Below are 22679 nucleotides of genomic sequence, written 5' to 3'. Positions count from 1 at the left end.
AACAAATGCCGGATTCTTTGCTAATAGGGTGGTGGATTGCATTTATTATTCTTTCCCTGTTCTTTTCAGGCATTGAAGAGGCATTCACTTCCTCAGACAAGCTTAGATATGCTGTAGGAAACCAATCTGCAGGCTTTTACAACTACTTGCTTAATGCTATTTACCGCCATCCGAGAAAGTTCCTTACATCGCTAATGACAGGGAAGGTGATCGCGCTGGTGTTTTTTGTATATTTCACAATCCTCATCTCTCACCATAAGCTTGATGGCATAGTGCAAAGCTCCCTGTTACGACTGTTGCTAGTCATTATATGTGTAACAATCATTACTTTGCTTACCGGTGAATATATTCCACGCATCCTGTTCAGGAGTAACCCCAATTTTTGGGTGAACCTTCTTATTATTCCTGCTTTTATTTTTTACATACTATTGTATCCATTCGCGTCATTTTTCGTACTGCTTTCACGACTGGTATTGAAACTGTTTGGCATCCGCCCGCCTGAATCGAATCAGAAAGCATTCACCAGGGTTGACTTCGATACCTATCTGAAGAAGAGTATCGACGATATGGGAAAAGAGAGAGATGTTGACTCCGAGGTTAAAATTTTCCGTAACGCGCTTGAGTTCTCTACCATGAAAATAAGGGATTGTATGATTCCGAGGGCAGATATCGTGGGGGTTAGCTTAGATACAGACCTGAATACGCTGAAAGAAAAATTTATTGAGACAGGTATCTCCAGAATTCTTGTCTTTAAAGAAGATATAGACAATATTGTAGGTTACATTCACATGTGGGAGATTTTTAATAACCCTAAGGACTGGACAAACAATGTGGCTACAATCTCCTTTGTTCCCGAAAGCATGCCGGCAAACCGGCTTATGAGCGATCTGATGCAACAGCATAAAAGCATAGCAGTGGTAGTGGATGAGTTTGGCAGCACATCGGGCATTGTGACCATGGAAGATCTGGTGGAAGAGATTTTCGGGGATATTGAAGATGAATACGATGTGGAATCGAAATTCGTGAAACAGGAGGGAGAGAACGAATTTATTTTATCGGGCCGTGTAGAGATCGACCACCTTAACGATGTGTATAACCTTGATATTCCGGAATCTGACGAATACTCAACCATAGCAGGATATCTTCTGCATCACACTCAACGTTTTCCAAAGACTTATGAGACAATAACCATTGGGAAACTGACTTTCAAAATACTGAAAGTTACAGCACGTAAAATTGAGGTAGTGCGATTAACAACAGTAAACGACAGAGACGACAAAATAACATTTTAATGCGATTCATGCTCATATTTCTTAAAAAAAATATCTTTATCTGCTTTATTTTTACTAACTTCGTGCCCTCATTTGAGTCAGTATTTTTAATGTTTAAAAAGTTATAAAAGATAGTTAAATGGCTACTTTACAAAAGATCAGAGATAAAGGTGCACTTCTGGTAATAGTTATTGGCGTTGCGCTTCTTGCGTTTGTTTTGGGAGACCTGTTCACATCAGGATCGACTTTTTTAGGAAAAGTGCGCGACAAGGCGTTCCTGGTTAACGGAGAGGTTATATCTACACAGAAATATGCCGATAAGATCACGGAGTTCGAGGAGTTTCAAAAGATGGTCAGCGGTCAGACATCACTCGATGAGAATATCTCTTCCCAGATCCGTGAGGCAGTGTATCAGCAAATGGTCCGTGAACGTCTTCTTGCTCATCAAACAAAAAAATTAGGTCTCACAGTTACAAAAAAAGAGATCAACGACCTGGTACACGGAGAATTTATTTCACCTGTATTGCAGCAGCTGCCTTTTTTCATTGATCCGCAAACAGGAATATTCAGTCGTCAGGCACTCGTCGATTTTATAAATACCATAAACATGCCAAGCCCCAATCCTCAGGAGCAGGCTTTAGTGAACAGATACAAATCATTGTGGCTCTTCATAGAAGAGATGGTAAGAACACAGCGGCTTGAGGAGAAGTACATTTCATTGTTGTCTAATGTAGTTATTGTGAACGAAATGGAGGCAAAGACCTCTTTCGAACTCTCACAGCAAAACGCAGACATAGAGTATGTAATGCAGAGCTACTTTACTATTCCCGATTCGGCTGTAACAGTTACCGATAGCGATATAAAGGCATTTTACGATAAGCATAAAAAATCGTTCAGGCTTGAGACTCCACTTGTTAAACTCTCTTACTTCACTAAGGAGATTGTTCCTAGTGAGGAGGATTATGCAGAGGTGGGGGCCGAGTCTGAAAAAGCTTACACGGAATTACAGAACAGTGCAAACCCTGCTGCCATAGTAGCCGACTATTCAGACACCCCTTACAGGGATGTGTTTGTAAGCGAAATAATGCTAACCCCTGATCAGATAGAATTTGTACGTTCGGCAGAGATAGGCGAGATGTTCGGGCCTGCACGCGATGGAGATTCCTATCAGGTTTATAAGCTGATAGACAGGACAACAGCATCCGATTCTGTTCACCTCAGAATGATGGCTATACCCGATGCATCCGTTGTAGGGCAGGATTCGGCTGTGACAAACTTCACAGACAGCATATACGGATTATTGCGCGACGGGCATACTTTTGCCGATGTTGCAAACAGCCTCAATCCTTCCTCCAATGGCGGTGATGTTGGTTGGGCAAGAGAAATAGATCTTGTAACATTTGGTTCTGATTTCGTGAAAACGGTTTTTAACTCTCCGGTAGGCCAGCCGTTAAAGCTAGTGGTTCCCGGGCAGCAGCTTATTGTTCAGGTTGAAGAGAAAACCCGTCCTGTAAATAAATATAAGGTTGCGATAATCAATATGCCTGTCCCTGCAAGCGAGAAGACCTCAAACAATGTTGACAACGAATTAAATCAGTTTGTCTCAACACCAGGTGTAGGAGAAAAATTCAATGAACTGGCCTCTGAAAGAGGGTACATGGTTATGCCTAATGTCACTGTTTCTGCAAGCGATCACTCGCTTGCTCAGTTGCCTGGCTCTCGCCAGATTATTACGTGGGCAGCTAATGAAAAAAAACAGGGTACTGTTAAGAAGTTCGATCTTACCAATTTGAGGGTCATAGCCCGGGTTGAACAGGTGGTCCCTGCCGGCACAACACCTTTGTCCGAGGTCTCCTCAGGTATCCGCATGCAGCTGGTAAACAAGAAGAAAGCCGAGAAGATTATTGCCGGCTTGCAGTCAAAAAGCCTTTCATCAATAGATGACTATGCCTCCGGGATGAACTCAAGTGCCGACACCGTGCGTTTTGTAAACTTCAATACCCGCAATATTACAGGATTGGGTTTTGAGCCCGTGCTGAATGCAGTATCTGCTTTTGCGCCGCTTAATAAAATCATTGGCCCTATGGAAGGCAATATGGGTGTTTACGTAACAAAGGTTACCGGTCGTACCCAGGGTACTGAGGAATATAATGCCGAAGGACAGAAAAACATTATTATGAGTAATAATGCTTATCGCCTTCAGATGCAGTCTTTTGAAGTGTTGAAAAGAAAACTGGGGGTTGAAGATAATCGGCACAAATTCTTCTGATTCATTCCATTTTTATATTCACACTTCCGTAACAGACAATAAAAAAGGGGCGTCTTATGCAAGACGCCCCTTTTTTTAATATTCCATTTAATTTACTGTTCTGTAACTACTGTATCTCAATTTTGCCGGTTTGTTCCAGCTGCATTGTCTTACTCGGTTGATCGCATACTTCAGCAGGCCCGAAGTACTGTATAGGGCCCGGATATACATAGTCGGTAGCTTCAGCCCACTTGTCCCTCTGGCTTTTAAAGTATTTGAAAGGCGCTCCTTCCAGATCAACCAATGCTTTCTGAATAACCGGTTTTAATTCTCCGTTGCGGTGTTCCATATTCATCATCATGGTAATTGGTATTCCGCCTGCTATCCATTCGCTGGCCGGAGCAGTGGTATTACGTACTGATGACATGTACCCGGTCTTTCCTGCGGCAATAAGCATTGATGCCGTGTACCCGAGTGAATAACAGTAGTCGGCATCATAGTTAGAAGGTGCTGCACAACGTCCTTCATACCCAAAGAAGTGAGTGATGCTCGCGAATTTGCCATTATATTTTCCCTCTCCTTTCCATATATCGAGGCGTTTTTTCACCATTTCAGCCAAAAGCTTCTCGGTCTCTATCAGCGAAACCTGCACATTACCGTGAGGGTCGCGATCAAGTGTAAGCTGGCGTGCAACCGTTTCCGGCAGGCTGGCATAGATCTCTGCATTCTCAGGCGACAGCTTGCTGATTATATAGTCGCGTTTTCCTGAGCGGCGAACCAGATCAAACTCTTCCTGGTTATCAGCAAGGAAATCATTCAGTTCCCTGATCAATTTCTTCATTGCCGGTATAAACTCTATCAAACCTTCAGGAATTACCACAGTCCCAAAATTCAACCCTGCCTCGGCTCGTTTTGCTATTACCCCGGCAATATAGTCAATTATATCATCCAGAGATTGCTTTTTTGATTCAACCTCTTCCGAGACGATGCATATATTTGGATGTGTTTGCAGTGCGCACTCCAGGGCAATATGCGAAGCAGACCGGCCCATTACCTTTATAAAGTGCCAGTATTTTCGTGCCGAGTTGCAATCGCGTTGAATGTTCCCAATCAATTCGGAATATACTTTGCATGCCGTATCGAATCCGAAAGAGGTCTCAATCTGTTCGTTCTTGAGGTCGCCATCAATGGTTTTAGGGCATCCTATAACCTGTACTCCTGCGTTTATTGATTCATAGTATTCTGCCAGTACACAGGCGTTTGTGTTTGAGTCATCTCCTCCAATTATTACCAATGCTTTTATATTCAGCTTTTTCAGTATCTCTAAACCCTTGTCGAATTGTTCTTCTGTTTCCAGCTTAGTACGTCCGGAACCAATTATATCGAATCCTCCCGTGTTGCGGTACTCATCAATTATACCGGATGTAAGTTCCTTATATTCGTGGTTTATCAGGCCTGCGGGACCAAGAATAAAACCATATAGTTTACTGTCAGGATGCAATCTTTTTATTCCATCGAAAAGTCCAGCAATCACATTGTGTCCACCCGGAGCCTGTCCGCCCGAGAGAATTACACCGACATTCACCGGTTCATCCATTCCCGGTTTACCGGTTGTCCTGATGAATTTTACGATTGGCATTCCATAGGTGTGAGGGAAAAGTTGCTCTATTTCTTTCTGATCGTTTACCGAATCAGTAGCGGCACCCTCTTCAATTGTCACATTGTCCATTAATCCTTCAGGCATTTTGGGCTCATAGCTTGCCCGTGCAATTTGTAAAGCGCTTTTTGTCATTGAAATGAATTTTATGATTATTTTCTAACTTTAAATGCAGTTCGTTCGAATCGAACCCCAAAAATACTATTTTTTCCTCAAAATAGTGAATATTTTCGATAAGTTAATAGAGCAGAAGTCAAGTAAAAATCAAAATTTCCAACTTCAGTGAACAATTTCGCCTTATTTGCTATTAATATGATAATACATGATTAAGGCAAAGTAAGTGAGAAGTTACTGCCCATGGCTATTTATCGCTGTTTTTGGTCCCAACAATGGTAAATTTCGCGAATTTAAGCAACAGCTGTTTTCTCCCTGCAGAATCGAACTCCACAAAGGCACGTCGGTCGTTGCCACTCATCTCGATAGATGTAACCACGCCGCGGCCGAATCTTTCATGCTCAATTATATGGCCTACAGCCAACTCTTTAGCCTCTTCCGATAATGGTATATTTGAAGGCCTGTCATGCACGGGGACAAATTTTCTTTGAGAAGTTACCCGGGAAGCGGGAGCGTTTTTTTTCTGAAACCGGCTCTCTCGTCCCAGCCGTTCTTCACGCATCGTACCCCAGAAATCATCCGATGGTGCAGAACGTGTAACGCCGGAGGCAGCAGAACTTTCCATGGAGATAAACGACCTGTCAATATCATTCAGGAACCTGCTCTCCTTAGCCTGGTTGATAACCCCGTTTTTAAACCTGCTTTTTGCGTAGGTGATGGTACATGTTTTCTTTGCCCTGGTAATTGCCACGTAAAACAGGCGGCGCTCCTCTTCCAGCCCCCGTATTTCTGATTTTGCCATTGCCGAAGGGAACAGATCTTCCTCCATACCCACTACGAAAACATGATTAAATTCAAGCCCCTTCGCTGAATGGACTGTCATAAGGGTCACCTTTTCATTATCAGCTTCCTTGTCTGTATCCAGGTCTGTCAGAAGTGACACTTCCGAAAGAAAATCGGCCAGCTGAACTTTCTCCTCACCCTCCTCCAGCCTGGAGGTAACAAACTCGTTTATTGCGTTGAGCAGTTCCTGAATATTTTGCATGCGGCTCATCCCCTCGGGTGTCATATCATCGTATGCATCCTTAGCAATTCCGCTGTCTTTAATCACTTCCTGCGCCAGCTCATAAGCGTTGAGCGCATCATTTTTATTGATAAAATCGCTGATAAGTTGATGGAAACCAGCCAGTTTTTTTGCTGTTCCAGTGTTCACATCCAGATTATACTCCAATGGTGAAGCCACTATGCTCCAAAGGCTAGTGTTATGAAGTTGTGCTGCCGAAGAGATCTTACCAAGCGTTACATCGCCTATTCCCCGTGAAGGATATTTGATGACGCGACGAAAAGCATCTTCGTCATTGGGATTCACAATTAGGCGGAAGTAGCTGATTACATCTTTTATCTCTTTACGCTGATAGAACGATAATCCGCCGTAAATTCGGTAAGGTATATTGTTCTTTCTCAACGCCTCCTCAAAGATACGTGACTGGGCGTTTGTACGGTACAGAATGGCAAAATCACTGAAAGCATCATGATCTTCAAGCCTCCTCCGGGCTATTTTGTTTGAGACAATGAGGCCCTCTTCGAAATCGGAAAAAGCACTTTTGATTTCAATTTTCTCCCCCTTTTCGTTTTCAGAGAACACCTCTTTGTAAATCTGTTCTGTGTTCTTTTTTATAAGGCTGTTCGCTGCATTCACTATATTTTGTGTAGAGCGGTAGTTCCGTTCAAGTTTAAAAGTCCGTGTTTCAGGGAAGTTGGATTTGAAATTCAGGATATTATCGATTTTTGCACCTCGAAACGAATAGATACTCTGCGCATCATCACCCACCACACATACTCTGTGGTGCACATCGGCAAGCTGTTTTACAATAAGATGCTGTGCAAAGTTGGTGTCCTGATATTCATCCACCAGAATATATTGAAACTGATTGCGGTATTTCTCCAGCACATCCTTATGGTCGCGGAATAAAATATTTGTGTACATCAGCAAGTCGTCAAAATCCATGCTGTTCCCCGTTCTAAGCCTGTTCTGGTACTGCTGGTATATCTCAAAGAGCATTGGGCGCCCGGACTTGCGGTCGAACTGCATTATCTCAGCGTTGGTTTCGTACATGGCAGGGGTTATAAGGCTGTTTTTGGCCCGCGATATCTGTCCATGTACCGGCCCCGGCCTGTATATTTTGTCATCAAGGCCCATATCCTTTATGATAAGCCTTATCAGGTTGTTTGAGTCAGATGAATCGAATATGGTGAAATTCGACTGGAATCCAATGGCTTCTGCCTCATTGCGCAAAATGCGCGAAAAGATTGAGTGGAAGGTGCCCATCCAGAGGCTGCGTGCTCTTTTTTCGCCTACCAGTCCAGAGATACGCGATTTCATTTCGCGTGCGGCTTTATTGGTAAATGTGAGGGCAAGTATGTAGTATGGAGGGAGGCCCTGTTCAAGCAGATAGGCTATCTTATATGTAAGCATACGTGTTTTCCCGGATCCTGCACCCGCTATCACGAGTGACGGTCCGTCGCAAAACTCTACGGCTGCCCGTTGCGCATCGTTCAGTTGATTAAGCAACTCTGAATATGAATTCTTTTTGGTTTTGTACATAACCACAAAAGTACGAATTTTAGGTGTAACATAATAAAAAAACCGCTCCCTGCTGAGAGCGGTTTTTATGATGATTATCAATAACCGTTACATATTTTATTTGAATATGTAGCGCAGGCTTAGAGCGAAACCGCTGAACCAGTAATCGTTATAGTCGTTGGTAAAGTTAAACGACGGTTTCCAGTCGAGTGAAACATTGAATGGAGCACCCGGGAATTTGTATTCAAGCCCGCCAATCAGATCAGCTCCAATAAGAAATGAGTTACTGTAACGATCCTTGTCATAGTGTATTCCCCCAAGATGTGCACCAAGTCCCACATACCAATCCAGTCCCGGTGCATCAGGAACCGGTTGATGGTATTCGTATAATCCTGTCAACTGGAAATATCGGGGAGATGCCGAGAGAATAAACTCACCAGCACTTGCCGGTGCAATAAAGTGTTTCAGTGATAAACCACTATCGTATCCTAATCTGACACCAAATGCAGTTTGATAACTCTGAGCGTTGAGTGTGGTGGCAAAAGCCGTAATCAAAAGCCCGGCTATAAATAGTTTTCTTAGTTTCATAAGTTAATGTTTAAATTAATACCAATTCTATTTGTATCTTTATTCGTTTTGGTTTGTAAGTATGATAACAAATTAACGGTTGATTTGTTTTGTGGCTATTGAATTTATCCCTGTCTCACTTCCCCTTTACAATCTTCTTTATCTCGTTAAGCTTATTCAATGCTTCAATTGGCGTTAAATTATTTACGTCTAAGTTCATGATTTCATCACGTACCTGGCTCAGTATAGGGTCGTCAAGCTGGAAAAAGCTTAGCTGATAACCTTCCCGTTTTTTTATAAAGTCGTTGATCGGTTTTTTTATGCCATCTTTTCTGTTTGCCGTCTCCATCTCACCCAGGATAGCATCTGCACGTTTGGTTATGCTTTGCGGCATTCCGGCCATTTTTGCGACATGAATCCCAAAGCTGTGTTCGCTTCCTCCCGGAACAAGCTTCCTTAGGAAGATCACTTTCTTGTCTATCTCTTTTACGGCCACATTGTAGTTTTTTATCCGTTTAAACGTTTTCTCCATCTCGTTAAGCTCGTGGTAATGCGTGGCGAAAAGTGTTTTTGCCCGTGCCTTTGGGTTTTCGTGTATATATTCCACTATGGCCCATGCAATAGATATCCCATCGTAGGTGCTTGTACCCCTCCCCAGCTCGTCGAACAGGATAAGGCTTCTGTCCGAAAGGTTGTTAAGGATGTTAGCGGCTTCGTTCATCTCAACCATGAATGTTGATTCTCCCAGTGAGATGTTGTCTGATGCGCCCACACGTGTAAAAATTTTATCTACCAGCCCTATCTTCGCTGATTCAGCAGGAACAAAACTGCCAGTTTGTGCCATAAGCGTTATAAGTGCCGTCTGTCTCAGCAGGGCCGATTTCCCTGCCATATTAGGCCCAGTAATAATAATAATCTGTTGTGAGTCTCTGTCCAGATATACATCGTTCGCAATAAATGGCTCGTCCGGTGGGAGCTGCCTTTCGATTACAGGGTGGCGCCCTTCTTTAATATCAATGACGTCTGTTTCGTTTATTTCAGGGCGCATATAGCGGTTTTGCTGTGCCACATTTGCATATGACAGCAGGCAGTCGGCACGTGCAATAATACCTGCGTTTGCCTGGATAGCCGGAATATACTCTATCAGGCTTTCCGTCAGTGAAGCATAGATTTGATTTTCGAGTGAAATAATTTTCTCTTCCGCACCCAGAATCTTCTCTTCATAGACTTTCAATTCTTCAGTTATATATCTTTCCGCGCTTACCAGTGTCTGTTTGCGGGTCCAGTCTGCAGGAACCTTATCTTTGTGTGTGTTGCGCACCTCAATGTAATATCCGAACACGTTGTTGAAGGCCACCTTCAGTGAAGGTATACCTGTCTTTTCACTCTCGCGCTGCTGGAGTTGCATCAGGTAATCTTTCCCTGAATAGGCTATATCCCTGAGTTCGTCCAGTTCTTTGTTTACGTTTTTTCTTATATACCCTCCCTTGTTAAGCAGTGCAGGCGGATCGGGAACAATCTCTTTCTCAATTCGGTCGCGGATATCGGGACAAGGATCCAGTTTTTCACCCATTTCCCGCAGGCTGTTGTCGGCAGATGCCATAAATGCCTCTTTGATGGGCCCTACAGCCGTGAGTGCCACTTTAAGTTGTATCACCTCGCGGGGTGTAATTCTGCCTACCGCTGCTTTCGATACTATTCTTTCCAGATCGCCAATAAGTGAGAGTTGTTGAGCAAGAATCTTTTTCAGCTCCGGTTCTCGGAAAAAATACTCCACCACGTTCAGTCTCGCTTCAATCTGTTTTACATCTTTCAGTGGAAAAACAATCCAACGCCTCAGCAGTCGCGATCCCATGGGAGATATGGTTTTGTCCAGCACCTCAAGAAGGCTTTTCCCTCCCTCATTCATCGGTGAAATAAGTTCAAGATTACGTACCGTGAACTTGTCCAGCCTCACGAAACGTTCCTCCTCTATCCTGTTCAGGGTATTAATATGTTCAATCTGTGTGTGCTGTGTAATATCAAGGTATTGCATTATAGCTCCCGAAGCAATAATGCCCTGAGTGAGATTCTCCACACCGAAACCCTTCAGGTTTCTGGTTTGAAAGTGGGACTGGAGCCTTTCCCTTGCAGCATCTTCTGTGAAAATCCAGTCGTCCAGTTCAAATATAAGCCAGTTGGGGCCAAACGCCTCTTCAATTTTTTTCTTGTTACCCCTTTCAATCAGTACCTCTTTTGGGGTAAAGTTTGACAACAATTTGTCGATATCGTCTCGGGTACCTTCAGATGTAAGAAATTCGCCAGTAGAGATATCTAGAAAAGCAATTCCGAACAGGTTGTTTTTGGCAATATGAAGTGCGCACAAGAAATTATTTTCCTTGTGGTTCAGAATCGTGTCACTTATTGATACACCTGGAGTAACCAGTTCTGTAATACCCCGTTTTACCAGTTTTTTTGTCAGCTTCGGGTCCTCCAACTGATCACATATTGCAACGCGTTTCCCGGCGCGCACCAATTTAGGCAGATAGGTATCGAGTGCGTGGTGCGGAAATCCTGCCAGCTCAACAAACTGTGCTGCACCATTTGCCCTTCTCGTGAGCGTGATACCCAATATCTCCGATGCTGATATTGCATCATCAGAGAATGTCTCATAAAAATCTCCAACGCGAAACAGCAGAATAGCATCGGGATGCTGTTCCTTTATCTCGATGTACTGTTTCATCATTGGTGTTTCTGCAATTTTCTTTCCCACTAATTTTTCTCCTTGATAGGTTTTTCAAACAGCGAAATTACAAAAAAAACAGGACTATCGAAAAGCGTTTTCAATCCGTGATATTTCCGGTAAGTTAAAATGAAAAACAAATGGTCTCCGGTTTATTTTAATTCCTTTTCTTCAGGTTAGTCAAGAAGCAGCTGTTTTAACTCCTCTACCCCTTCCGATGCCCCTTTTTGAATATGATGAATATCATAGCGCCTTGTTTGCACATCTTTCGGATCAATCAGGTAAACCGGTATGTTTCTTTTAACGTAGTCAAGCAATCCCGCTGCCGGATAAACATTCATTGATGTTCCAATAATTACGAATATATCTGCCTGTCGGCACAACAGTTCCGCTTCCTGTATCATAGGAACCGCTTCTCCAAACCAAACAATATGCGGGCGCAGCTGGAATCCTTTTTCGCACTTGTCACCCAGGTGAATGTCGCATTTCCCCGGTTCAATATCATATATCAGCGATTCATCGCCGGTAGATCGTACTTTCATCAGTTCCCCGTGCAGATGAAGCACCTTTTTACTTCCTGCTCTTTCATGCAGATTGTCGATGTTTTGGGTAATAATATGTACATCAAAATCTTTCTCAAGGGCTGCCAAACCATAGTGACCGCCGTTTGGTTCCGCTTTTAGCAGTTCTCTGCGTCGCATATTGTAAAAGTTCAAGACCAATTCCGGGTCTGTTTCAAACCCTTCAGGCGTAGCTACCTGTTCCACCGGATACTGTTCCCACAGTCCTCCTGAATCTCTGAAAGTAGCTATTCCGCTTTCGGCACTCATGCCTGCACCTGTTAATACAATCAATTTTTTTCGCATAAGATTTCACTTTTATCTTCAAATTTAGTTTTTTATGCCTAAAAACAAAATTATTTCATATTAAAATCGTACTTTTGTGTTTAAAAATCGAAAAAAGAAAAAAGTTGATGAATAAATTAAGCTACGCGCTGGGGATGAGTATGGCTTCCAACCTTATGAACTCGGGGCTCCGTGAACTAGATGTAGATTCTTTTGTTAAGGCATTTACAGATGTCATGAACAACACAAACCTCTCTATGAGCCCTCAGGAAGCAAATGAGGTAATACAGTCTTATTTCAGAAAAAAAGAAGATGAGATGCTTGTTGGTAATCTGAAGAAAGGAGAAGCTTTTCTGGAGGAAAACAAGAAAAGGGAGAATGTAATAACTCTTTCCAGCGGGCTGCAGTACAAAGTACTTACCAATGGGAACGGGGCTAAGCCCAAAGCTACCGACAGGGTAAAATGTCATTATCATGGCACACTTATCAACGGCAAGGTTTTTGACAGCTCTGTCGAAAGAGGCCAACCTGCAGTATTCGGGGTAAACCAGGTGATCAAAGGCTGGGTAGAAGCTTTGCAGCTTATGTCTGTTGGTTCTAAATGGAGATTATTTATTCCCTCTCATCTTGCATATGGAGAACAGGGAGCCGGGAACTCCATCGAACCCAACTCGACACTTATCTTCGATGTGGAATTATTAGGAATAGTATAAACAACATATTAAATATCAAAAGAACAATGAAAGGGAAAAATTTATTTTCAATTGCCGTTATGGCATTAGGCAGTGTCTTATTTATGTCCTGCAATACAGCATCAACCCCGAAAGCATCTTTGAATAACAGCATCGACAGTGTTTCTTACGCTTACGGTGTAAATCTTGCCGATCAGGGCGGATTAATCCAGTTCATGGAACAGATGGGTATTATTCAGAGTGCATCAAGTATTGAGTACGATTACCAGATGAGAATTGCTGCAGCTGACTCCTTGCAGAAGCAGACATTACAGAAAGAGATGAACGCTAAGATCGACTCTTTAAACAAGGTAAATGCACCTAAGTTAAACCAGTTTATCAAAGGTTTTCGTGAAGCAATGAGTGGCGGTGAAGAGAAAACTGCTTACATTCAAGGGTTAAGTATCGGTTCTCAGGTGTCTCAGCAGATGATACCACAGTTTAACCAGATGCTTTTCGGCGAAGATTCAACAAAGAAAATCAATAAAGATCAGCTGTTGTCAGGGCTTATTGGTACATTGAAAAACGAACAGCTTGCTATCTCAAAGATGGATGCAGGAGTGTTTGTCAATTCAGAAGTTGAAAAGGCTCAGGCCAGAGAAATGGCTCGGCAGGAGGAAGAGTTGAAGGTTCAGTACAAGGACAGCATTGCTGCAGGTGATGCATTTCTGGCAGAGAATGCCAAAAGAGAAGGTGTTGTAACGCTTCCCAGCGGATTGCAATATGAAATTCTTCGTGCCGGAACCGGAGCTGTTCCAACTGATACCGATAGAGTAAAGGTTAATTATCATGGTACGCTGATCAATGGAGTTGTGTTCGATAGCAGCGTCGACAGAGGAGAGCCTGCAACATTCGGCGTTACCCAGGTAATCCCCGGATGGACCGAAGCCCTCAAGCTGATGCCTGTCGGTTCTAAGTGGAGATTATATGTTCCCTACGATCTGGCTTATGGCGCACAAGACCGTGGCACCATCAAACCATTCTCCAATCTTGTTTTCGATGTGGAGTTACTGGGAATAGAGAAATAAGTTACTTCCTTAAGTATAAAACAAATATTAGGGGTGGCCGTCGGTCACCCTTTTTTTGTTAACTGTTTATGGATACTCTTCCTGCAAAAAGTAAATATAGTGAACCATAGGCTGTAAAAGTAAGGCGGAGTTAAGGTGAATAGCAGGCTGGGGAAAAGCCCGCTTTTTCTGCTAGTTATCTATATGTTCCAAAATTGCTGTTTGCATTGTTATTTTGATATAGATTGTCACAAAATAGTATAAAAATAGCACGAAAACACTCTTTTGCTTGGATAATGTAGTTTAAAGATGTAAATTTGCAAAAATTTAGATTGAAAAGGTTATATACTATATGCAAATGTTAAATATCAAACCTGACATTTTTTTACTCTTTAAGTAAAACCCGGAGAAGTGTAAATTAAACACTCTGTCCGGTTTCAGTTTGATGTTTATTTAAAAAAAAGTTGAAAAAATTATGTAATTGAAATAATATACATATATTTGTGAACAGATTAGTTTCTATATAAATGTTAATTGGAATCGAAATTATATAAATTATAAAACGTGTGTGCAGCTGAGAGCTGAAAAACAAGGGATGTTAAGTTAAAACCACATTCATTAAATTAAAGTTTATAATAAAAAGATATTAGGAAAGTGTTTAATTTAAAAGTAGAGTTTATGAAAAGAAAACTAACTATGTTTTTGGCCCTGTTCTTTATAGGAATAGGGATTGTCGCTGCCCAAACTCAAGTGAGAGGGACAGTGGTGGATGAAGCCGGAGATCCTGTGATAGGTGCCACAATTCAGATTAAGGGAACTACACAGGGAACGGTAACCGATATTGACGGACACTTCCGTTTATCGGCACCCGCAGACGGGACACTGGTAATTTCATATGTGGGTTATAAAACACAAGAAGTGCCTGTAAGTGCAAATGTAAGAGTTATTTTGATTACTGATAGTGAATTGCTGCAAGAAGTGATAGTTGTCGGTGCAATGGGTATTACCCGCCCACCTCGAGCAACTGGGTATGGACAATCTGTAGTAGATCCAGATGATGCGATTCAAAAAGCTGAACCAGACTTGTTTCGCTCTCTAGAAGGAAAGATTCCAGGTGTTCAAGTAAGTGCCTCTTCAGCAACTGCAGGTAGTGCAACTAAAGTGTTGATCAGAGGAAATTCTTCATTTCTGGGAAATAATGATCCGTTGTATGTAGTTGATGGGATTCCTTACAGTAATCCTGAAGTAACAACTGGGAATAGATTAACAACTGCAGGTGCATACGGATCTGGAATTTCGACATTGGATCCCAATGATATTGAAAGTATGAACGTTCTAAAAGGTGCTGCAGCTGCAGCTCTATATGGGAGCCGTGCTGCTAATGGTGTTGTGCTAATTACCACAAAAGCAGGAAGAAAGGGCATAAGAACTTCTCAAAAAGGATTTGAAGTAACTTTGACATCTTCCTACACAACAGAAACAATTGCATCTCTGCCTGATTATCAAAATAGTTATGGACAAGGGTCCAATTTCCTATATTCTAATGCTAATGGATCGTGGGGACCTGCATTCGGATCAGAGGGTTATGCAACAATACCATTGTATCCAAATTACAAAGCTGCATTCCCTGACTGGGAAACAACAATTCCTTATCAGGCATATCCAAACAATGTAAAAGATTTGTTTCGAAAAGGGGGGATATTTGATAATTCTGTGAATATTATGAGTTATAACAATAAGGGTAGTTTCAGTACCACTATTTCGCATCTTGATCAAGATGGGTATATCCCTCATTCTGAATTTGAGCGTACTTCTTTTAGTATTGGAGGAACTCAGAAGCTTGATAATAATTTAGTAGTTGGAGGGACACTGACTTATTCGAGGACTGTGCAAAATGGTCCCTTTTTTGGTGCGGGTAACTATGGTGGATCAGTTAGCTCATTTGCCCGTGCAATGTTGATTCCCCGAAATGTAGACATGGCAGGATTACCTTTTGAAACCGCCGACGGACGTAATCTAATGGCGTTTGGAGGTGTTGATAACCCCTTATGGTCATGGAAATACAATACAATTAATACTGTTATGGATCGTACGGTCAGCACTGTGAATGCTGCATATGATTTTACAGATTGGTTATCTGCAAGCTATCAGTTTGGATGGAACCAATATGAGATGGATCGTAAACAAGTTATTAATATTGGTTCTGTAGGTCCTGAGGATTTCGAAGGATTAGGTCAAATTACCAACGATAATTATACTACTCAGGAATTAGAGTCCAACTTTAATCTTACTTTTAAACGTAAGTTTGAAGAAGATTTTGATTTAAGGGTCACTGTAGGGCATAATGTTAACCAAAGGATTATACATACCTCTGATGCTATTGGTAATAAAATGATATTTAAAGGTATAGATAATGTTGGAAACACACAGGAGCAAACTGCAAGTGAAGAAAAATCCAAGAGGAGATTGTGGGCTATATATGCAGATGCTTTGTTAGGATATAAAAATTACGCTTTTTTGAATCTTACACTGCGTAATGACCACTCTTCGACATTGCCGGTTGAGAATAATAGCTATTTTTATCCAGCAGTAACCGGCTCTTTTGTGTTTAGCGATGCTTTCGAAATAGATCCAGATATTTTAAATTTTGGTAAAGTTCGTATTGCTTGGGGTAGAGTAGGTAATGATGCAGGTCCTTATTATGTAAATGGTACGTATCTTCAGGATACTCCATTTGGCGGAAATCCTATAATGTTGTTGCCAACCACAACATATGACGCAGAGTTAAGACCTGAGTTTACTACCGAATTTGAAATTGGAACTGAGCTTCAGTTCCTTGAGAATCGGATAGGTTTGGATTTTACTTGGTATGATAGATCCACAACCGATCAAATTGCTCCACTCAGTTTGCCTTCTTCCACTGGTTCGAGAATATATTATACCAATTTCGGTGAATTAAATAATAAAGGAGTGGAAATAGGTGTTAGGATTGTTCCTGTTCGGGTGAGGGATTTCAAGTGGGAGATATTCGCAAATTATACGAAGAATATTAGTAAAGTTGTTTCATTAGTTGAGGGTATTGATCAAATCACGTTATCGACTGGCTCAACCTCCGAACCCCAACCGACATTAAAACCAGGCCTTCCTTATGGTTTCTTACGTGGTACTGTGATTGCGCGTGATGACGAAGGTAATCTCCTTGTGAATCCGAACAGTGGGGCATATATAGAGGATCCGGAATTAGGCGATTTGGGCGATCCATATCCTAACTATAAGGTTGGAATTGGCAATACATTATCTTATAAAGGAATTTCTCTGAATGTTATGTTTGATGCAAGAGTTGGAGGAATACTGATATCAGGACCTGCATCCGATATGTTAGGGCGTGGAGTCACAAAGGATACGGAAGATCGTTTGGGTTCCCGTATACTTCCTGGTGTTTTAGGTAATCCTGACACTCAAGAACCGCTTCTTGACGCAAATGGCAATAAGATACAAAACACAATACAACTTTCGGAAAATGATTTATGGTTCTCTCCATCAGAAGGTAATACTTTTTCTATAAATAGTGTGGATGAATTCCAGGCATTTGATGCTACAGTATTTCGCTTAAGTGAAATATCCTTAGGCTATGATTTACCAAAAAAGTGGTTGCAAAATACATTTATAGGTTCTTTAAATTTATCTGTAATAGCTAGAAATCTTTGGTACTTTGCTCCGGGTTTCCCTAAATATACAAATTATGATCCGGGTTCCAATGCATTCGGTAGTGGTAACGTGCAAGGAATCGACCGTGAAAGTGCACCTTCTACAAGAAGAATCGGATTTAATGCTAGACTAACATTTTGACAATGAACATTAAAATGATTATGAATATGAAAAATATAATGAAGCTTTTTTTAGGCTTGTCTTTTGTTTTATATCTTGGAAGTTGTACCAAAGATTATCTAGATATAAATAAAAGTCCCAATAGTCCAACAACACCTGAATTGAATCAGCTCCTTTCTGGTAGCCAATATTATATGGTCCAGGCATTAAGTCAAGGTAATTTTATCGGGACAGGCCTTTCTTCCTATGTGCATCATTTGGTATCACGTGAAGTTCAGAACTATGGAATGACTCCGGGTGCGAACAATACATTTAATACATGGAATTATCTCTATACTTATGTATTGACAAATTATGATGCAATAATCAAGAATGCAGAACCGGAAGGGAACCTCATTTATGCTGGCATTGCAAAAACTCTTAAAGCCTATACTTTTTCTGTAATGGTGGATCTTTGGGGGGATATTCCATATTTAGAATTTAATGTCCCGGGATTAAATGCTCCAAAACCAGACAATAGTAAGGATATATATAATATACTTATTTCCTTGTTGGAAGAAGGGCTTGAGAATCTGAATGATGCAGAGGCTGAAAATTCTTTAAAGCCTGGGAAAGATGATTTTTTTTACAGTGGGGATAAGAGTGCTTGGATTAGGTTGAACAATACAATTAAATTAAAATTGTTATTACAATCACGCAATGCAAAATCTGATATATCAGAGTGGCAGAGTATGTTAAATGCTTTGCTTTCAGAAGATGCTTTCATTAAAGCAAATGAAGATTTTCAGTTTTGGTTTAACAATGTTACTAATCCCAGCAATGAGCGACATCCTGCGTACGAATCGTATTCGGGTCAGCATACTTATTTTATCAGCCCCTACTTCTATGAGACAATGATGGGACAGACCTATAATACAATTGACAACCCATTTGCAGGTATTGAAGATCCACGCATCCCCTATTACTTTTATAATCAGAAGTACGGGGGGCATGGAAATAGTCCTTCTGAAAGCCCGCATGAATATCGCAATGGAGATTTCATTTCAATCTTTTTCGCAACTACTGGGCCAAACTCAGGAGGAAGCAATGATAATTCATATACAAAATTTGCTATTTATCCTATGGGTGGTAAATTCGATGCAAGTTATTTGTATGATCCGGAAGAGGATGAAGGTGGAGAGAATGAACCTGATCCGGATCAACGTGTAAGTACTAAGGATGGGACTGCTGGTACGGGTATTGCTCCGCACAAAATGATTACTTTCTCATCACTTAAGTTTATGCTTGCTGAGTTGGCTCTTAGTGGAGAAACAAGCGCCGACGCTAAAACTTTGTTACAAGAAGCTATTATTGCTGCTTTTGATCATGTTAACAGTGTTGTTGAAAAAAATGGCAGTGCTAATCCGGCTCCAAAAATCTCTAATGAAGATAGAGATGCTTATATTGAAGCTGTACTTACAAAATATAATTCGTCTAACGCTGAAGGTAAGATGAGAATTATAATGACCCAAAAATGGATACATAACTTTATGAATCCTGTGGATGTGTACACTGATTATCGTCGTACGGGTTATCCTCTTTTCTTCGATGCAAGTAAGACTCAAGACCCTGGCTTTGGAGTTAATCCTACAGTTACGGAAAGATCGGATGCAAGAGTTCCGCTTTCTAATTTTGCTACCTTCCCACGGTCTCTTTATTATCCAACTAATTCGGAAACAGAGTTGAACCCAAATATAACCCAAAAAGCTAATCTATCTATTCCATTTGTGTTTTGGGATAAATATAAATAATAATTAAAAAAAGTATGAATATGAAGAAAATATATTTGGCATTTTTCACTTTATCTTTATTGTTTATTGCACTAAGTTGCGATAATAAAGAGTTGCCGTTTCCAATAGATGATGTTAAGAGAGGTGTTGTCATCGATATTGTACGTACAGAAGGGACGGATGGTGTACTGTATAGAGATCAGACTGATGGTAACTACAAAGTCACACTATCCATACCGAAGCAGCAAGGAGATTATTCATTTATGAAACATGCACAAGTTGTAGCTGTATTGGAAAGAGTAATACCTGATCCTACAACGGAAAATCCCGAGAAGACCAAGACTGTAAAAGACGTAAAGATCGTGGAAGATAATATCACGTCATTTCCTACAGATGTAACACTTAACATTGCAGATATATATAGTAAGTTTGGATTAGAGACTCCAGGATTGGGTGAAACTCTTTATTTTACGACAAATGCTGTTTTGAACGATGGGTATGTAGTTACAGGTTGGACTGAACAAATGGGATTTAACAACAGAGCTTTTACTGGTTGGCGGGTAGGAAGTAGAGCTTATTCCTACAATGTGCGTTATTCAGTAGTATGTGAGTTGATCTTAGATGCTTTTGTGGGTACCAACACTGTTACTGTAGATGAATGGTGGGGTGAAACTCCATACGAAGTTGAAATTACAAAAGTAGCTGATAATAAATTAAGCATTGCTGGTCTTTATAATGGAGAAGCTACTAATCCTTTAGTAATTACAATTAATCCAGTTGATTACTCTATTTCATTTGATAAACAAGTTTTAGCACCAAACTCCGGTGCCTGGTGGGATAATCCATCTTATAATAACTTCGCTTTAGGAAATGGCACAGGCATAGTGGATGCATGTAATACTAAGCTCAAATTCAGTGGTTCGGCTTCTGTTAATGCAGGTAGTTTCTCTGGTACCTGGGCTATTGAATTAGGTAAATAAAGTTATATATTATCAATACTTCGGTAGATATTCAATTAAGAGGCTGGTAATCAATACGTTGTGCTGCGTTTTTTGCAGGCTCTGTATTCTATTGATATTCATGACATTACAGAAATCATCTTAAAAACTTACCGAAGTATTGATATAATATTTCTAAATGATTTTATCATCGCTGAATTGATAAATTGATTTTAAGTGCGAAAAGAGGGTGATTCATATGGATTCTACCCTCTTTGTTTTGGGGCTCGCTCAACACGAACATTCTCTAATCGGTGTAAGTCCGTAACACGCCCGATAGCAGGAAGTGTATAGCCAAGAGCAAGGGTGTTCATTGCGTGATGAATATTTTTTATACCTTCTTATATAGCTCCAGCACCTTTTTAAGACGTAATTTGGGTTTTCTCCAGTTCCGGGGCCAATTAGTAAAATGAATACCTTTCATTTTCCACAACTGACTTTAATTACTTTCTAATAATCACACCTTGCTGATATGTGATATATAACACAAAACAAAAGAGCTAATACGTGAAAAACTATTCGCTATAGATATAAAAAACCACTATATTTGTAATTTTTATAGTTTCTTTTCTATTTATGTCGCGTATTTCTGTTTTTTTGCTGTTTTTGGTTTCTTTTTTTGCATACAGCTCATGTAGCAAAAGGAGTGATTCGGTTGCTTTAGATCGGTTAAAGCAATGGGATAGCATGGTGGACAGATATCCGAAACAGGTTGCCGATAGTTTGAAATTGCTTAATCCGTCAACCCTTTCCCGTTCCAACAGAGCTTATTATGAGCTTTTGAAGGTGATCTCTGACGACAAGACGTACGTTAATTTCACTAGCGATTCACTGATTAACGCTGTCAGTGATTATTACAGGATACATAATCCGAAAAACAGGAATTATATTCGTGCGCTTGCTTATCAGGGGATAGTGCGCACAAGGATGGGAGTGAAAGACAGTACCGTTTACGACCCGCTCAAAGAGGCGGATAAGCTCTATGCGTCTTCATATGTGCCCGACCCGTCATTAGGGTATCTAATAAACTATTTTCTGGGAAATATTCACTACAATAACAGAAATTATAAGCTGGCCAATGATTATTTTAATAAAACCTTAAAATATGCCCGTAAAGAGAGAGATTCAATACATTTGTTCGATACGTATCTGGCTCTATATTGGAACGAGATGCAGCAGAAAGATTTTGTAAAGGGAAAGTTGTATCTTGATACTATCTCAACTTTTTATGACAAACTCCCGGGAAAAGAATATTTTATCTTGAATGCACAGTCAATATATCACGATATTATTGGTGAACCGGAAAAAGCATTGGAGAGAGAAAAAGCTAAATTGCTTTTGTTCAGGATTCAAGATGAAAAAATAGAGATGTCGAGGGTAAATTACAATATTTCCAACATTTATGTGGGTCTTGAACAGTTGGACAGTGCTATGCTTTATGCGCAGATAGCTATAGGCTGTATTGAAGATATCTCCTATAGGCAGAATCATCTCTATTATCAAAATGTTGCAAACATAGCAGAGAAACAGGGTAATTTTGAAATGGCAAACAGATACCGGAGAGAGGCTTCAGATCTATATAAGAACTCAGTTAGGGACAGGCTGGATACTCAGATTGCAGAGTTGGAGAAAAAATATGATCTCACGGAAGCGGAGAACGAGGTGTTGAGAACTCATCAGCAGAACCTGAGAATTGTTATTGGAGCACTGATACTGGTTATAGTGGTTATAGTTATTGCAATGAACGCTCTGCGATTGAGAAGAATGGCCCGGCTAAAGCTGATGAACGCAGAATACAAGATGCAACAGCAGGAGTTGCAGGCAAAAATAATGATGGATGAGGCACGAAAGAGAAAGTGGTTGCTGCAGCTTTATAGCAATATCTCTGACCGGCTCACGTTCCTGCAGGGAGAATTTGAGATGCTTACGCAACGGTATATCTCTTCTCATCCGAATGTGTATAAAGCGATGGAGAATATTCTGAAAAAAACTGATACAGATCTCAGAGATATTACCAACACGCTGTCACCCGACGATGAAACATTCTACTCTTATACAAAGTTGAAGAACGAGCAATGTGACTTTAATGCAAATGAGAAAATGTTGCTGATGCTGTTGGCGTGCAATGCCGATAACAGGCAGCTGGCCACTTTTATGAACACTACCGTGGAAAGTATTCGTGTAAGAAAATCGCAACTCAAGAAAAAAATGTCTGAAAAAGGACTCGAAACCTCTCCTTTTTTTGATTAATTACCGTTAAAGTCGCACAGGGTAACACTCATATAATTAGGCAGATATGCCTGCTGGTGCCGTTAAAGTTGCATCGGGGTATTGACTT

13 protein-coding genes are annotated in these 22679 nt (G+C 40.8%); 8 read left to right on the top strand and 5 right to left on the bottom strand.

All coding sequences use genetic code 11. The features are described 5' to 3' along the window. Window positions 1-5: 5 nt before the first annotated feature. Together KDN43_RS01975 and KDN43_RS01970 are read left to right on the top strand one after the other, a co-directional pair. Window positions 6-1292 (top strand): hemolysin family protein, encoded by a 1287-nt coding sequence (locus KDN43_RS01975; protein WP_238868026.1) that lies wholly within the window; start codon window positions 6-8, stop codon window positions 1290-1292. A gap of 118 nt (window positions 1293-1410) precedes the next feature. Next, entirely contained in the window at window positions 1411-3540 is a 2130-nt protein-coding gene (locus KDN43_RS01970) for a peptidylprolyl isomerase (RefSeq protein ID WP_238868025.1), read from the top strand. A gap of 106 nt (window positions 3541-3646) precedes the next feature. Here KDN43_RS01970 and KDN43_RS01965 read toward each other — a convergent pair whose 3' ends face one another. The 5 genes from KDN43_RS01965 to KDN43_RS01945 all read right to left on the bottom strand — a co-directional run bounded on the left by KDN43_RS01965 (window position 3647) and on the right by KDN43_RS01945 (window position 12029). Further along, on the bottom strand, window positions 3647-5311 hold the full coding sequence (locus tag KDN43_RS01965; protein WP_238868024.1) for a diphosphate--fructose-6-phosphate 1-phosphotransferase: 1665 nt from the start codon (window positions 5309-5311) through the stop codon (window positions 3647-3649). Between the two features lie 226 nt (window positions 5312-5537). Next, on the bottom strand, window positions 5538-7895 hold the full coding sequence (locus tag KDN43_RS01960; protein ID WP_238868023.1) for an ATP-dependent helicase: 2358 nt from the start codon (window positions 7893-7895) through the stop codon (window positions 5538-5540). Window positions 7896-7991: 96 nt separating this feature from the next. Beyond that, the gene (locus tag KDN43_RS01955; protein ID WP_238868022.1) at window positions 7992-8462 is read right to left on the bottom strand and encodes a hypothetical protein; all 471 of its coding nucleotides are present in this window, start codon (window positions 8460-8462) and stop codon (window positions 7992-7994) included. A 115-nt stretch (window positions 8463-8577) separates the two neighbouring features. After that, window positions 8578-11166 carry a DNA mismatch repair protein MutS gene (gene mutS, locus KDN43_RS01950; protein ID WP_238869522.1) on the bottom strand — a complete coding sequence of 863 codons (2589 nt, stop codon included), beginning with the start codon at window positions 11164-11166 and terminating at the stop codon, window positions 8578-8580. A gap of 173 nt (window positions 11167-11339) precedes the next feature. Beyond that, complete coding sequence (locus KDN43_RS01945) at window positions 11340-12029, bottom strand: SIR2 family NAD-dependent protein deacylase (protein WP_238868021.1); 690 nt, start codon at window positions 12027-12029, stop codon at window positions 11340-11342. Window positions 12030-12136: 107 nt separating this feature from the next. Here KDN43_RS01945 and KDN43_RS01940 point away from each other — a divergent pair, with 107 nt between their 5' ends. The 6 genes from KDN43_RS01940 (at window position 12137) to KDN43_RS01915 (ending at window position 22591) form a co-directional block, all read left to right on the top strand. Further along, the gene (locus KDN43_RS01940) at window positions 12137-12721 is read left to right on the top strand and encodes an FKBP-type peptidyl-prolyl cis-trans isomerase (RefSeq protein ID WP_238868020.1); all 585 of its coding nucleotides are present in this window, start codon (window positions 12137-12139) and stop codon (window positions 12719-12721) included. Between the two features lie 26 nt (window positions 12722-12747). Next, on the top strand, window positions 12748-13767 hold the full coding sequence (locus KDN43_RS01935) for an FKBP-type peptidyl-prolyl cis-trans isomerase (protein ID WP_238868019.1): 1020 nt from the start codon (window positions 12748-12750) through the stop codon (window positions 13765-13767). Between the two features lie 657 nt (window positions 13768-14424). Next, complete coding sequence (locus tag KDN43_RS01930; protein WP_238868018.1) at window positions 14425-17595, top strand: SusC/RagA family TonB-linked outer membrane protein; 3171 nt, start codon at window positions 14425-14427, stop codon at window positions 17593-17595. Window positions 17596-17621: 26 nt separating this feature from the next. Continuing rightward, window positions 17622-19364, top strand: coding sequence for a SusD/RagB family nutrient-binding outer membrane lipoprotein (locus tag KDN43_RS01925; protein ID WP_238868017.1), 1743 nt, complete (start codon window positions 17622-17624; stop codon window positions 19362-19364). A gap of 20 nt (window positions 19365-19384) precedes the next feature. Next, complete coding sequence (locus KDN43_RS01920; RefSeq protein WP_238868016.1) at window positions 19385-20323, top strand: hypothetical protein; 939 nt, start codon at window positions 19385-19387, stop codon at window positions 20321-20323. A gap of 705 nt (window positions 20324-21028) precedes the next feature. Beyond that, window positions 21029-22591, top strand: a complete 1563-nt coding sequence (locus tag KDN43_RS01915) for a hypothetical protein (RefSeq protein WP_238868015.1) — start codon at window positions 21029-21031, stop codon at window positions 22589-22591. Window positions 22592-22679 lie beyond the last annotated feature (88 nt).

It is taken from the genome of Proteiniphilum propionicum (assembly GCF_022267555.1).
GTDB lineage: Bacteria > Bacteroidota > Bacteroidia > Bacteroidales > Dysgonomonadaceae > Proteiniphilum > Proteiniphilum propionicum.
Note: the sequence above shows the minus strand (reverse complement) of the source record. Positions and strands in the feature narration are given on the sequence as shown.